10 protein-coding genes and 2 pseudogenes are annotated in these 15,157 nt (G+C 48.5%); 3 read left to right on the forward strand and 9 right to left on the reverse strand.

All coding sequences use genetic code 11. The features are described 5' to 3' along the window. Window positions 1–16: 16 nt before the first annotated feature. Together metE and ABNN70_RS14635 are read left to right on the forward strand one after the other, a co-directional pair. A complete protein-coding gene (metE, locus tag ABNN70_RS14630; RefSeq protein ID WP_353948218.1) occupies window positions 17–2,323 on the forward strand; it encodes a 5-methyltetrahydropteroyltriglutamate--homocysteine S-methyltransferase in 2,307 nt (768 codons plus the stop codon). A 228-nt stretch (window positions 2,324–2,551) separates the two neighbouring features. Continuing rightward, window positions 2,552–2,962 carry a DUF1259 domain-containing protein gene (locus ABNN70_RS14635; RefSeq protein WP_129927977.1) on the forward strand — a complete coding sequence of 137 codons (411 nt, stop codon included), beginning with the start codon at window positions 2,552–2,554 and terminating at the stop codon, window positions 2,960–2,962. 485 nt (window positions 2,963–3,447) lie between these two features. Here ABNN70_RS14635 and ABNN70_RS14640 read toward each other — a convergent pair whose 3' ends face one another. The 3 genes and pseudogenes from ABNN70_RS14640 to ABNN70_RS14650 all read right to left on the reverse strand — a co-directional run bounded on the left by ABNN70_RS14640 (window position 3,448) and on the right by ABNN70_RS14650 (window position 7,728). Continuing rightward, the gene (locus ABNN70_RS14640; protein ID WP_353948219.1) at window positions 3,448–5,025 is read right to left on the reverse strand and encodes a peptide chain release factor 3; all 1,578 of its coding nucleotides are present in this window, start codon (window positions 5,023–5,025) and stop codon (window positions 3,448–3,450) included. Window positions 5,026–5,182: 157 nt separating this feature from the next. After that, window positions 5,183–6,924 (reverse strand): annotated as a pseudogene (locus tag ABNN70_RS14645) (phospho-sugar mutase). Window positions 6,925–7,053: 129 nt separating this feature from the next. Beyond that, complete coding sequence (locus ABNN70_RS14650) at window positions 7,054–7,728, reverse strand: HAD family hydrolase (protein WP_129927972.1); 675 nt, start codon at window positions 7,726–7,728, stop codon at window positions 7,054–7,056. Window positions 7,729–8,129: 401 nt separating this feature from the next. Between ABNN70_RS14650 and yhbH the strand changes: the two genes are divergently transcribed. Beyond that, window positions 8,130–9,293 (forward strand): sporulation protein YhbH, encoded by a 1,164-nt coding sequence (gene yhbH, locus ABNN70_RS14655; protein ID WP_165364193.1) that lies wholly within the window; start codon window positions 8,130–8,132, stop codon window positions 9,291–9,293. Window positions 9,294–9,430: 137 nt separating this feature from the next. Here yhbH and lepB (ABNN70_RS14660) read toward each other — a convergent pair whose 3' ends face one another. The 6 genes and pseudogenes from lepB (ABNN70_RS14660) to ABNN70_RS14685 form a co-directional block, all read right to left on the reverse strand. Continuing rightward, entirely contained in the window at window positions 9,431–9,994 is a 564-nt protein-coding gene (gene lepB / locus ABNN70_RS14660) for a signal peptidase I (RefSeq protein WP_129927970.1), read from the reverse strand. A gap of 176 nt (window positions 9,995–10,170) precedes the next feature. Further along, window positions 10,171–10,740, reverse strand: coding sequence for a signal peptidase I (gene lepB, locus ABNN70_RS14665; RefSeq protein WP_353948220.1), 570 nt, complete (start codon window positions 10,738–10,740; stop codon window positions 10,171–10,173). 52 nt (window positions 10,741–10,792) lie between these two features. Further along, window positions 10,793–12,687, reverse strand: a pseudogene (locus tag ABNN70_RS14670) (PrkA family serine protein kinase). 159 nt (window positions 12,688–12,846) lie between these two features. Further along, a complete protein-coding gene (gene trmL / locus ABNN70_RS14675) occupies window positions 12,847–13,320 on the reverse strand; it encodes a tRNA (uridine(34)/cytosine(34)/5-carboxymethylaminomethyluridine(34)-2'-O)-methyltransferase TrmL (protein WP_129927967.1) in 474 nt (157 codons plus the stop codon). A gap of 144 nt (window positions 13,321–13,464) precedes the next feature. After that, window positions 13,465–14,367 (reverse strand): amidase domain-containing protein, encoded by a 903-nt coding sequence (locus tag ABNN70_RS14680; protein ID WP_240697211.1) that lies wholly within the window; start codon window positions 14,365–14,367, stop codon window positions 13,465–13,467. A 66-nt stretch (window positions 14,368–14,433) separates the two neighbouring features. Beyond that, a complete protein-coding gene (locus ABNN70_RS14685; protein WP_353948221.1) occupies window positions 14,434–14,964 on the reverse strand; it encodes a methylated-DNA--[protein]-cysteine S-methyltransferase in 531 nt (176 codons plus the stop codon). Window positions 14,965–15,157: the final 193 nt, after the last annotated feature.

Below are 15,157 nucleotides of genomic sequence, written 5' to 3' on the forward strand. Positions count from 1 at the left end.
ACGGGAGGATGAGAGCATGGGAGATGTGCTGAGTGCCAATCTCGGTTATCCGAGGATTGGGGAAAAAAGGGAATGGAAAAAAGCTGTGGAACGGTTCTGGTCAAAAAAGATCTCCAAAGGGGAGTTTCTGGAAACAACGAAAAAGCTGTGGTTGAATAACCTGAAGAAGCAGAAAGAAATTGGTGTGGATCTGATTCCGGTCGGAGACTTCAGCTTCTATGACCACGTTCTGGATACCGCGGTCTTATTCGGTTTGATTCCTGAGCGGTTCAACACGGGAGAAAAGCAGGTTTCCCTTGAGACTTACTTTTCAATCGCGCGCGGCACCAAAGAGGCGGAAGCTTCAGAAATGACCAAATGGTTTGACACAAATTATCACTATATTGTTCCGGAAATCAGTAATGAGACGAAGCCGTTTATTACCGAAAATCGCTTGCTCCGTTTGTTCAACGAAGCGAAAAAAGAACTCGGTATTACAGCCAAACCTGTTCTTGTCGGGCCGGTGACCCTGCTTAAACTTTCCAAGGGGTACAACAGGGATCACTTTCAGACGCTCCTGGATGCACTGATCCCGCTGTATATCCAGGTCCTGAATGAATTACGGACTGCCGGAGCGGAATGGGTACAGCTGGATGAACCGATTCTTGTAAAAACGCTGCCGAAAGAGGACGTGTCCGTCTTCCAGAACGTCTATCAGAGGATTAAAGACGGCACACCGGGTCTGTCGATCCTGCTTCAGACGTATTTTGAAGCAGTTGACGCCTATCAGACCGTTGTCAACCTGCCTGTTGACGGCATCGGACTGGACTTCGTCTACGGAAAAGAAGCCAATCTGCAGGCGGTAAAGACGTTTGGATTCCCGCAGGACAAAGTGCTGGCCGCCGGTGTCATTGACGGACGCAATGTCTGGAAAGCAGATCTGCAGGCGACCTTCAGTGAACTGAAGAGCCTGCTCGATGCGGTCGGAGGAAAGGACAAACTCTGGGTCACTCCATCGTGCAGCCTGCTTCATGTTCCCGTTACCGTCAAAAACGAAAGGGAACTGGATCCTGTATTGAAAGGTGCCCTGTCCTTCGCCGATGAAAAGCTTGACGAGGTCGTTGTGCTGGCTCATGCGCTGAACGAGGGCGCATCTTCTGCCGCCGCCGCTTTTCGGCAGAACAATGAAGAACTCTCTGCTCTGAAAACTTCCGTGCACCGCAACAATAAAGAGGTGCAGAAGGAACTGAGTCATCTCGACCAGGAACTGCCGGCACGTCCCGGTTCCTGGAAACTGCGGCAGGCTATTCAGGCGGATGCTTTTAAGCTTCCTCCCCTGCCTTCCACAACCATCGGCAGTTTTCCGCAGACTAAAGAAGTTCGCCTCGCGCGTCGCAGACTGCGCCGGGGCGAATGGTCGCAGGATCAATATGACCGGTTTATTAAAGATGAAATAGCGAAATGGATCGACATTCAGGAAGATATCGGCATTGATGTACTCGTTCATGGCGAATTTGAACGTAATGACATGGTCGAATATTTTGGCGAAAAGCTGGCCGGATTTGCCTTTACCCGTTTCGGTTGGGTACAGTCTTATGGTTCGCGCTGCGTCAAGCCGCCGCTGATTTTCGGCGATGTCGCCTGGCGGGGGCCAATGACGGTCAGGGAAAGTGCCTATGCCCAGTCGCTGACAAAAAAGCCGGTTAAGGGCATGCTCACCGGTCCGGTTACAATTTACAACTGGTCCTTCGTTCGAAATGACATCAGTCAGGCGACTGTATTTAATCAGATCGCACTTGCACTGAAAAAAGAAGTACACGCCCTGGAAGAGGCAGATATCCGGATGATTCAGGTCGACGAGCCAGCGCTTCGCGAAGGGCTGCCCCTGAAGGAAGAAAAGAAGGCAGGGTACCTGCATGATGCCGTATATGCATTCCGGCTCGCCACGTCATTCGTTAATAATGATACACAGATCCATACACATATGTGTTACTCGGAATTCGATGAAATCATCGGTGCCATTGATGCACTCGATACCGATGTGATTTCAATCGAAGCGGCCCGCAGCCATGGGGAAATCATCTCCACTTTTGAAGACTTTGAATATAAAAAAGGCATCGGACTTGGCGTTTACGACATCCACAGTCCGCGTATTCCGAGCGTTGAGGAAATGAAGTCCTACGCCGAACGTGCGCTGAAGGTGCTCAATCCGAAAATCGTCTGGATCAACCCGGACTGCGGCCTGAAAACGCGCAAACCGGAAGAAGCGATTCCGGCTCTCAGAAACATGGTTGAAGCTGCCCGTGAAGTGCGTGCGGAACTCGAAAATACAGTTGGAAAATAAGGATCAAAATGCGAAAGCCGCCGTGATGGCGGCTTTTTTTTGCTTAAGTATAAACATTTCGGCAGAAGCGTATCAAAAAAACGCTGCCAGGGATAAGGGAGCGTAACTGAGCAGGGTCTGTCATAAGTCTCAAACACTCACCCTTTTATAACATAACACTGATTTGCCCGGACGGGTTGTCTTCAATTCACATACCATACACTATCAAAATGAATTGGAGATGTGTATATGTCATCAACCTCATCAACCTGTCAAAAACTTGCAGATATTATTGGCGGAGTAGTGATTACGTCTACTCCAGCCTGTGTGGTTCAACGGCTCAGAAATATAAATGCGACCATTCTGAACCGCCGAACCCGTTCACCTCTGGCACTCCCTTTTGCCCTCTCGTTTGAAAACAGTAAAAGAGGGGAAACCCTTAACTTAGGTGAATCGGTTATTCTTCAACAGGAAATCAATCCGTTTCTGACTGCATTAAGAAAAAGAGGTCTGATCGTAACAGCTGTTCATAATCACTGGCTGTTTGATGAACCGCGGTTAATGTACATGCACTGGGAAAATATAGGGGATCCATTCCAGTTTGCCAGAAATAGTTTTGAAGCCGCAGTAGAAGCCGGCCTCTTTAAAAAATCTCGATGACTCACTCAGGGTAATATGTACTGACCTTCATGATGCATTTCTTTTTCCTTCTCCGTGATGGAGAAGGTTTTTGTCTACATGCAATAGCCTCATGTTTCACAGGCAACCACCTCCACCTGATCTGAAGACTCTGTCATCCCCCTGAGAGGAGAAGAGGTGTCAGACAGACGAATAAGAGAATCAGGATCGTTACCCCAATCATCACATACTGAGCAGAACGAAATCTCACGGACAAAAGACCTGTCATCGTTCCGGCTGATAAAAAATTTGATTGACAGATAAAACTTGGATATAGGCTGATAAATCCCCAGATTGGCTGAAAACCTCCAAATCGGCTGATATATCTCTCAATCAGGGTGATTCCTTCAATTTTTACGCTCTTTCGAATATTCCACCTTATTTGTCCATAACCGGCACGGCCTACAAAAATGTTTTTCTCATACTGTTTTCCGCTTTGTAAAGAAAAAAGGCGGAAGCCCGCCCTTTTACATATTATGACTCGAATCCCTGAGTTCAACGTCCGGATGTTTCTGCCTGAACCAGCGCAGCGTGAAGTCATTTTCAAAAATGATGACCGGCCGCCCCTTATAGTCCGTAACAACCAGGTTATTCGAATTGCGGCGGAGCGCTTCAGCGTCGTCGCGGTTTACAATCCACTTTGCCACCTGATGCGGCATCCGCTCAATATCGAGAGTCACACCGTATTCCGCTTGCATCCGATAGACAAACACATCAAACTGCAGCGTGCCGACGACGCCGAGGATCGTTTCTTCAAAGGGCGTCTTGTACACCTGGATTGCCCCTTCCTGAGCAAGCTGACTGACGCCTTTAAGGAAATGTTTCTGCTTCATTGCATTCTTCGCCCGCACTTTGGCGAAATGCTCCGGAGGGAACTGTGGCAGTGCGCCGAAATTGAAAGTCTCTTTACTGCTGCAGACGGCATCACCGATCTGGTAAAAGCCGGTATCATACAGCCCGACAATGTCGCCCGGCCAGGCTTCCTCGATCAGCTCACGGCTGTCGGCGAAAAACTGCTGAGGCTGTGCAAGTTTCAACTGCTTCCCCGTCCGGTCGAGATACACCGTCATGCCTTTTTCAAACTTTCCCGAACAGATTCTGAGAAAGGCAATACGGTCACGGTGAGCGGGATTCATGTTCGCTTGAATCTTGAAAATAAAACCTGAAAAGCACGTGTCATCCGGCTGAATGAGTCCGCCGCTCGATTGACGTGGCTGTGGATCCGGTGCCATCTTCAGATAATGCTCAAGGAAAGTTGGCACACCAAAGCTGGAAATCGCGCTGCCGAAAAAGACAGGCGTCTGCTTACCGGTTTTGACCGCTTCATAATCATACGTGCTGCCCGCTTCGTCCAGCAGCATCAGATTCTCTTCCAGCTGACTGAGCGTATAGTCATCAATCGTATCTTTCAGAATATCGGTCAGCTCATCTACTTCACCAAGCTGCTGAACCTGGCGTTCACGCTTATCGTTATACCACTCAATTTTATGTTCACGCCGGTCGTAGACGCCGCGGAACGATTGCCCCATGCCAATCGGATAGTTGATCGGATAAGATTCAATGCCAAGTACACTTTCTATTTCTTCAAAAAGTTCAAGCGGATCTTTCCCCTGGCGGTCGAGTTTATTGATAAAAGTAAAAATAGGAATGCCCCGGTCACGGCATACCTTAAACAATTTGATCGTCTGCGGTTCAACACCCTTTGCCGCATCAATGATCATCACCACACTGTCAACGGCCATCAAAGTCCGGTAGGTGTCTTCACTGAAATCCTGGTGGCCGGGTGTATCCAGAATATTAATCTTATAGCCGTCATATTCAAATTGCATCACACTCGATGTCACTGAAATCCCTCTCTTTTTTTCCAGTTCCATCCAGTCTGATGTTGCGAATTTCTCCGCTTTGCGCGACTTGACTGACCCTGCGGTCCGGATCGCTCCGCCCAGAAGCAGCAGTTTCTCGGTCAGTGTTGTTTTACCCGCATCCGGGTGCGAGATAATGGCGAACGTGCGCCGCCTCCTGATTTCCTGCTCTATTGCTGTCATAAATTCCTCCTGAATCCATAAGACCTTCTGAACAGTACCCATGAAAAAGGCACCCGCTGCCCGGGGCCGGGCAAGGTGACATCCTGACCGACATCAGGCTCTTTTTCTTTCGCGAATGCCTTTCTTTTATGCAAAGTATATCCGTAAAACTGACCTGTCACTTATTGACCAGGCCGTGCACGCGATTCATCACATCATTCTTCAGTGCAGTGAATCTCCGGTCACGGTCTTCTGCATCCGTGCCCCGGACACCAAAGTAGAACTTGATTTTGGGTTCAGTGCCTGACGGACGCAGGCAGAACCATGAGTCGTCCTTCAGTTTGTACTTCAGGACATTGGATACAGGCAGCGTGATCGCTGTTTTTGATCCGGTTTTCGCATCGGTCCTGACGGATGTTTTGTAGTCTTCAATTACACTGACAGAAGCCCCTGCCGCTTCAACCGGCGGGTGGTTTCTGAAATCATCCATAATGGCATTGATTTCTTCTTTGCCCTGGATCCCCTTCAGGGTCAGTGATTCCAGTCCTTCTTTAAAATAGCCGTACTTTTGGTAGATTTCCTGAAGCGCATCATAAATCGACTTGCCCTTTGATTTGTAGTATGCAGCTGCTTCGGCCGCAAATAAAGCAGCCTGCACGGCATCCTTATCCCGGACAAACGAACCGATCAGGCAGCCGTAACTTTCTTCATAACCAAAGAGGAACGTATGGGCCCCGCTGACTTCATACTGATGAATTTTTTCACCGATGAACTTGAATCCGGTCAGCGTATCGACCGTCGGGATGCCAAATGCGGCAGCAATCGTCCGCCCGATTTCCGAGGTCACGATCGTTTTAACGACGATTCCGTTTTTCGGAAGTGTCCCTTTTTCTTTCCGCTGAGTCAGTAAATAATTCAGAAGAACCGCACCGGTCTGATTACCGGTCAGGACGACATATTCACCCGCATCATTCTTTACGACGACACCGAGACGGTCGGAATCCGGATCCGTACCGAGCAGAATATCCGCATCCAGTTTCTTTCCGTAGGCCCTGGCGATTTTAAAAGCCGCATGCTCCTCCGGATTCGGTGACTTGACGGTTGAGAATTCAGGATCCGGTTCAGCCTGTTCCCTGACGACCGTGAAATTGGTGAATCCCCAGTTTTTCAGACCGTTCACAACGGGATGATAACTGGATCCGTGCAGTGGTGTGAAGACAATTTTAAGATCCGAACCAACTTTTTTAATGATGTCCGGATTAAGAGACAGAGTCTTCAGATGATCCTGGTAGGCCGTGTCAACTTCATCACCAAGGACCTTGAGCAAACCTTTTTTCTTCAGTTCCTGCTCGTCTCCGACTTTAAGCGTCAACTCATCCTCAACAGAAGACACAAACTTAATGACTTCGTCCGCTTCTTTTGGCGGAAGCTGACCCCGAATTCATCGTAAACCTTGTAGCCATTGTATTGCGGCGGATTATGGCTTGCGGTGATCACAATCCCGGAATACGTATGGAGATAGCGCACGGCAAATGAAAGAACTGGCGTCGGCCTAAGGGCATCGAAAATGTAGGTTTTGATGCCATGTGCACCCAGCGTCTTCGCTGCTTCAAGCGTAAATTCCGCAGAAAAATGACGCGGATCATGGGCAATGACCACCCCTCTTTTCACGGCGTCCTCGCCGGCGTTCATGATAAATCTGGCAAGACCTTCCGTCGCTTTACGTACTGTGTACAGATTCAGCCGGTTCGTGCCGGGACCGATTTCCCCGCGCATGCCACCGGTTCCAAATTCCAGATTCTTGTAAAAACAATCCTCCAGCTTTTCCGGATCGTCTGCGATCGCTTCCAGACGCTTTCTCAGATCAGGATCCAGGTGCTTATCAGCATGCCATTTCTCATAAACCTTTTTCCAGTCCATCCTGTTCACCTCATCTACTATCTTCCTGTTCATGGACACATCTGTCTCTATTATATATCAAATATAGATCAAACTCTGCGGTCATTCGCCATTTTTCTGAAAAAAGGTGAAATCCCGGCAGGCAGGGCCTCACTTCTCCAGTTCCTGATCAGGAGTGAAATAATGGATCAGTTTCTCAATTGAGACATCCTGAAGCGATTTAAAACAGCCGTCCACATGGCCGAACGGCATTTGTTTCGTTACGGCGTTCGGGACAACAATGCAGTACATGCCCGCTTTCTTGGCCGCGAGGGATCCATTAAAGGAATCCTCTATCGCAATTGCTTCTTTCGGCGCCACCTGCAGGCTCTCAAGTGAGCGGATATACAGTTCCGGATCCGGTTTCACACTGACGACATCATCCCATGATTTAATCGTGCTGAAATAATCTGTCAGTCCGAGCCGCTTCAGATGACGGCGCGGCCAGTCACCGCGCGAACTGGTGGCAAGTCCCACTTTCAGCCCGAGCTGCTCCGCCTGCTGAAGAATTGACCGGACCCCTGGAAGAACTTCCTCCTGATCCACCATTTTATTGAATAATTGATTCCTCCGGGCGTAAAAATCTTTACGATCAATCGTCTTATGACATTGGTGCTGAAGATAATTCAGTGAATCAAATCCGTCCTGTGTGCCGATTGACTGGCTCCAGAGGCTGAGTGGAAGATCCACATTATATTGGGCAAACATGTTTTGCATGACCAGGTACATAATGCGTTCACTGTCTAAGATGACTCCGTCAAAATCAAACACGATGGCTTTGATCATACATTTCAACCTTTCATTTTTTTCTACAGCTTATTGTACCATGACTGACAGGTTGTGAAAGAAAAGACGCAAATTCTTCGCAAAAGCGCATGTTCTCCGACATCTTACACGAACAGGCCAGGCGAGGGTTAACGGTCCGCAGAAGCCCGATGGGTTCAACAAACAATCGGTAAGGGCGGCAAATACGCCGCATTCTGCCAAACGCCTGCACGGGCACGTCCTGTGCGCCCGCCCCCACTGAGTGACGTTTTCCTTTATCCCGTAAAAACAGGCGGGGTCCGTCCGGAGAAAAATGACAGAGACGTCCGAAAAGAGGCAAAGTTTCATCTTTGCCGCATAAACTAAAATAATCCACCTTTGCCGGTCAAAGAAACAGCAAATATCAGATAAAAAGGGAGGAAATGTGTGTGAAGAACTTTTTAGTCTCCGAAGAACAGTGGGATCTTCATCAAAAAGGTGAGCAGGATCAGCGGCGACACACAGAAAAAGTAAAAGAAGCTATAAAAAACAATCTGCCCGATCTGATCAGCAGTGAAAGCATTATCCTTTCCGACGGCCAGAAAACAACCAAAATACCGATCCGCTCTCTTGACGAATATAAAATTCATTATAACTACGAAAAAGCAAAACACGTCGGTCAGGGCAGAGGAAACAGTAAAGTCGGTGACGTGATTGCCAGAGCACCAGGTAAGAAAACCGGACAGAGCGCAGGCAAAGGAAAAGGGGCGGGCGACAAACCAGGCGTTGATTACTATGAAGCAAATGTCTCGATGATGGAAATAGAGAATCTGTTTTTCAGAGAACTGGAACTTCCACAACTGAAACGGAAACAGGAACCGGATATTATGGTTGAAAGTATCGACTACAAAGATATTCGCCGTAAAGGGCTGATGGGAAATATTGATAAAAGGCGGACCATTTTATCTGCTATCCGCCGAAACGCTCAATCAGGCAAAGCGCAAATCTATCCGATCCGTGAAGAAGATCTGCGTTTTAAAACATGGGAAACCATTGTTCGGCCGGAAAGCCGTGCGGTCGTGCTGGCATTGATGGATACAAGCGGTTCGATGGGGGTCTGGGAAAAATATATCGCCAGAAGTTTCTTCTTCTGGATGACCCGCTTTCTCAGGACACGATACGAGAAGGTGACCATTCGTTTCATCGCGCATCATACCGAAGCGACCATCGTCAGTGAAGAAGACTTCTTCTCCAAGGGTGAAAGCGGAGGCACCATCTGCTCATCGGCCTATATCAAAGCGCTGGAGCTGATCCAGGACTCCTACCCGCCCGCAAAATATAATATTTATCCTTTCCACTTCTCAGACGGAGATAACCTCTCCTCTGATAATCCGAAGTGTATCCGTCTCGTCAATGAGATCATGGAGGTCACGGACTTTTTCGGATATGGTGAAATCAATCCGTATCATCGTTCCAGCACACTGATGAGTGCTTACCGGACAATAAAGAACGATGCCTTCCATTCTTTTATTCTCAAACAGAAAAGCGATGTCTATCACGCCATGAAATACTTTTTTAAAAAAGACGGCGAACAGGCAGCCATCTGAAACTTAAAAAAGCGTCCGGATGTGTCCGGGCGCCTTTTCATGCAAAAAAGGGATTAGAAAAACAAAGCCTGCGACGGCGCCGGGTTTTCGTTATGGTCGGACTCATGCAGAACCAAAAGCCCTTAACATGGTCAGACTTAATAACTGTGTATGATACCGAAACGGTTCATCGGCCAGTATCTCAGATCGACTTTTCCGACCACCTGGTCCTGATCGACAAATCCGAAAATCCGGCTGTCCACACTGTTCTGCCTGTTGTCCCCCATCACCCAATACTTTCCTGACGGTACTTTCGCAACTCCGGTCAATCCCTCAAGGGTATAGTCCCAGGTCAGCTGGCTGCTCAGCAGCTCCTTTTTCGACGTCTTCAGAAAAGGTTCATTGACCGGTTTATTATTAATATAAAGCTGATCATTCGCATACTTTATCGTGTCTCCGGGCAAACCGATAATCCGTTTGACATAATCGTCCTTTTTTGTTGCATGGAAGATCACGACATCAAACCGGTCCGGCTGACTCAGCTTATAGTTGATTTTATTGACAATCAGGCGATCTCCGCTATACAGAGTCGGCATCATCGAGGGGCCGTCAACGATATAATTACCAAGGATAAAGCTCCGCACGATGATGACGACCAGGATCGCAATACCGATTGCGCGGACCCATGCCCAGGCCTCATTTCTCTTTTTCTGTTTACTCATTTAGGATTAGGCTCCTCATCTTCAATTCCCTGTCGCTGACACGGCATATTCTTCTGCTAAATTTTCTTAACCTCTTTTAATGTACATGACAAAAACAGGATAAACAAGCATTGCTGCATACTATTTTCAAATTTAAAAAGCGCCTGATCTTCTGAGGCGCTGCCGGGATCTCTGATTCACTTCGTCCAGAGGAGAGGAACTGTCCCCCACCCACTCGATGGCCAGTAACGAAAGGCAAGTTTCCCAACGACTGATTTTTCATCAATAAAACCAAAGTCACGACTGTCTTCACTGTTCTGCCGGTTATCCCCCATCACCCACAATTTTCCCTCCGGTACCCGCGCTTTTCCGGTCAGACTTTTCAGGCTGAAATCACCGGTTAGCTTCGTCCCGTCAGGAAGGTGATTTTTATAAGCTTTCAGATAGTTTTCCTCTGCAGGTTCACCGTTCACATAGAGCGTATCATTCCGATAGACGATCGAATCGCCCGGAAGGCCGATTACTCTTTTGACATAGTCCACATTTTCACTGGCATGAAAAACAATAATGTCATATCTGTGCGGTTCACTTATCCGGTAACCGATTTTATTCACAATCAGTCGATTGCCGTCCTGAAGCGTCGGCATCATTGACTCGCCGCGTACCATATAATTGCTGAAAATGAAATGGCGGACGAGAAGAGCAATCACCGCTGCGATCACCACTGCTTTTATCCACGACACTGTCTCTTTCCACACACCGTCCATCGACTGCCCCCTGCTTTTCAGAAGCACGCCGCTGCTTTCCACCATCTGAAGATCAGCGGTTTAGCAGACTGCCTACATATCTTAGTAATTCGTTTGCCGATGTGGAATTATAACCGTATTCATCAACAAGTCTTGTAATCACTTCGTTGATTCGTTTTAATTGTGTTTCGTCGGGCGTCTTACTGGATGTCGTAATTTTAACGACATCTTTCAGATCGGCGAACAGCTTTTTCTGAATGGCTTCCCTCAGCCGTTCATGCGACTGGTAATTGAATCGTTTCCCTTTTCTAGCATAGGCAGAGATGCGAATCAGGATCTCTTCCCGAAAGGCTTTTTTTGCATTTTCTGAAATCCCGATCTGTTCTTCGATCGAGCGCATCAGTTTTTCATCCGGGTCCACTTCGTCCCCGGTGATCGGATCGAAAATTTTGTTGCTATTGCAGTAAGCCTCAACATTATCCAGATAATTATCCATCAGCGTCTTTGCAGATTCTTCAAAGGAATAGACAAAGGCCTTCTGTACCTCGCGTTTTGCCATTTCATCATATTCCCTGCGGGCCGTGGCAATAAACCCGGTGAAGCGTTCCCGGTCTTCTTCTGAAATGGAAGGATGCTGATCCAGTCCCTCTTTGATCGAGCGTAAAATGTCCAGGGCATTGATCGACGGTACACCTTTTTTAATAATTGCTGAGGAGATCCGGTTGATCACATAGCGCGGATCAATCCCGCCCATCCCTTCATCAGAAAACTCGTTCCTGAGTTCCTTAATATCAGCCGCATGATAACCTTCAACGATCTCTCCATCGTAAAGGCGCATCTTCTTAACCAGATCAATCCCCGGCTCTTGGATTCTTTCAGGCGCGTTAAAATCGAGAAAACCGCAGCAGTGCGCAGCGCATGCGGCGCCACATGAACATCAGCCACATCGCTTTCGGAAATCAGTTTCTGATAGATTTTTTCTTCATCGGAAACTCTCAGATTATAAGGAACCGGCATCACGATCATGCGGGAATGCAGGGCTTCATTTTTCTTATTACTGATAAAGGTACGGTATTCGGTTTCATTGGTATGGGCAACGATTAATTCATCTGCCGAAATCAGGGCGAACCGACCGGCCTTGAAGTTTCCTTCCTGTGTCAGAGACAGAAGATGCCAGAGAAATTTCTCGTCACACTTCAGCATTTCCTGGAATTCCATCAGTCCGCGGTTCGCTTTATTCAGTTCTCCGTCAAAACGGTAGGCCCGCGGATCAGACTCCGAACCAAATTCGGCAATCGTGGAAAAATCAATGCTTCCGGTCAGATCAGCAATATCCTGTGATTTCGGATCCGAAGGGCTGAACGTTCCGATTCCGACACGCTTGTCTTCAGACAGAAAGATGCGCTCAACCGGCACCTTCTCAATCTTCCCGTCATAGTCCTTCTCCAGACGCATCGCATTCAGCGGTGAAAGGTTGCCTTCCACTCGGATGCCCGTCTCCTGAAAGAAATCCTCGCGGAGATGGGTCGGAATCAGATGCAGCGGATCTTCGTGCATCGGGCAGCCTTTAATCGCATAAATCGCCCCTTCATCCGTCCAGGAATAGTTTTCCAGACCGCGTTTGAGCAGCGTCACAATGGTTGATTTGCCGCCGCTGACCGGTCCCATAAGCAGCAGGATCCGTTTCTTGACGTCCAGCCGTTTCGCCGCAGGATGGAAATATTCTTCAACAAGCCGCTCAATCGCCTCTTCCAGGCCGTAAATCTGGCCATCGAAAAAGTGGTAATATTTATGACCGTCTTTTTCTGTCACACCCGCAGAAACAATCATCTGGTAGATCCTTGAGTGTGCAGATTGAGCAATCACAGGATTTTGTTTTACCAATTCCAGGTAGTCTGCAAAAGTTCCTTCCCATTTCAGCTTCTCTTCATAATCGCGGAATTGTTTCAGTTTATCCAGAAAGTTCATCGTATCCCCCCAGAAAAGATTCACCTATGTAAATAAAGTGTATGCGGCAGGCGGTCAATCTTTCATATAAAACTTATCCGGTCTGTCTGATCCATCAGAAATCAGCAGCAGGATAAGCATTTTTTCAGGGGAAACTTATGTGATGAGGGAAAGTGTGAATCAGGACAATCCGGGAAAGTGCTGCTGACGCAGGGCTTCAAAGATGATAATTGCCGCTGAATTGGATAAATTGAACGAACGGATTTTGTCTGTCATCGGCAGGCGGACGCACCGGTCCCTGTGCGCGGCAACAAAAGCCCGGGGCAGACCGGTTGTCTCACGTCCGAAGAAGAAGTAATAATCCTTCGCCGGATTACTATAATCAAAAGCACTGTATGGACGGCTGCCATCCGTTTCCACAAGATAATATTCGCGAGGCCTGTTCTGATCAAAAAAATCATCCAGCGAGTCGTAATAATGCAAATCAACCGATGGCCAGTAATCCAGTCCCGCCCGCTTCAGATGCCTGTCATCAGTTGAAAACCCGAGCGGACGGATCAGATGAAGTGAGCTGTGTGTCCCGGCACATGTACGGGCGATGTTACCCGTATTGGGCGGAATCTGAGGCTGATAGAGCACAATATGAATAGTCATAAACCTTAACACCTCTAAAACCACAATCTTCCGGAACATGTTCCAGTAAGCATTGAGAGTAAGCAAAAAGCGGCCACAGTCAGCGGCCGATTCTATACTTCTGTTGAGTAAACCTGTCTCATTATATCATATCCAGCCGCATGCTCAGTCACTCTGACCGTCTATCCGGAAAAATTTATAGTTGATCCGTTCTGTCCATGCAGGTGAGTCGGTATAAGCCCAGTCCCGTGCCCGCGCATCATACGTATGCGCATTCACGAGCGGTGAACCGGAAGGAGCGATTGACGTGACCAGGGTGTTATGATCCCAGTGCCCGTCGCCTTCGAAATCATAACAGATCACGTCGCCGGGAACGAGTTTATACACACTGTCCACTTCAACAGCTTTCATAACATTCCCGCTTCTGCTTAAATACCAGCGCAGGCTGTTCGCCACTGCCCAGCTGTAGCTCCAGCTGGTCCGGCTGTGCCACCAGCCTCTGCTTCGAACCGGCGCCCCCCACATGGGAATACCTCCTGCATGCAGGCACTGAGAAATAAAATTTGTGCAGTCATTTTCAACTCGAGGATAATCAGGATTTCGCCTGTTCCACCAGAGTTCCGCATAGCGGACCGCCTTCAGCCGATCATATGCCGGTCGGGAAATCTCTGGCTCAGCCTGACGCGAGCCCTCCTGATTCGCACTGGCCGAAGCGTGCGCCTCAGGCAGCGGACGCAGGCGATCAAGCGCAATCTGTGACCCGCGCAGAACGGCCTCCCGGTCCTCCACGCGTTCCTCCAGATAAAGCCCGCCCGTCTGCCTGATCAGCCATTCGGAATGCAGTGTATAATAGACGACCTGATCCTCACGTTTTTCCTCAAGATCTGTGACACGGGCATGAACCAGAACTTTTTCAATCTGCGCCTGCTGCTCACTCAAGGTGCGTATTTTTCTTGCGTGAGCAGCTTTTTCGGACATGTCGATAACCGAGTCTGTCCAAGGTGCATCAGTGATCCACCTGCCACATGCCGTTCGAACATGTTCCTCAAGAATCGTCCGCCAGTCCATCTAGATCCCCCGCTTTCCTCACATATTTATGTCAGGAGCAGCACATTCATGAACCGGCAGAATCATTCACTCGTTGCTGCTTTCTTTTTCTTCAAACTGAAGCAGCTTTCTCTTGCAATCCAGACCGCCACCGTAACCGACGAGGGAGCCATCTGAACCAATGACCCGGTGACAGGGAATGACAATCGGCAGAGGATTCCTGTTATTGGCCCCGCCTACTGCACGCACGGCTTTGGGGCGGCCGGCGCTTTCTGCAATTTCCTTATATGAACGCGTTTGCCCATAAGGAATCCTGGCAAGCGCCGCCCATACTTTTTTCTGAAAATCAGTGCCCTTCAGCATCAACTTCAGATTAAATCCTCTACGCGTCCCCGCAAAATATTCTCTGATCTGTCTGACCGCAGGGGCACACGCTTCATCATCGACTTTTACATCTTCCGGCAGGTTCATCCGTCTGGCCCGGCTGATCAGATCCTGCCTTGTTTCATTCAGATTGCCAAATGCAATCCGGCAGAGACTGTCGCCGTACATAACAAGCGTCAGCGCTCCGACCGGTGTATCCAGTGTACAGGCGCTGAGAGATTCTCCGTTTTCCACTATTCATTCCCCCTGATCTTTGCCCTTTCAGGCTTTTGTCACAAAAATAAGAAAGTGTACAAAAGGCCGGCTTATCGGCACTCATTCCGTGAATCCCTTCACGGGCTTTCTTGCCTGCCGGGCGCTGTTAACAATATCTGAATCGGTAATTTTTGTAAAGCTCATGTCCGCGTTTGTGGTACACTTGAATCAG

The organism is Sporolactobacillus sp. Y61, from assembly GCF_040529185.1.
GTDB lineage: Bacteria > Bacillota > Bacilli > Bacillales > Sporolactobacillaceae > Sporolactobacillus.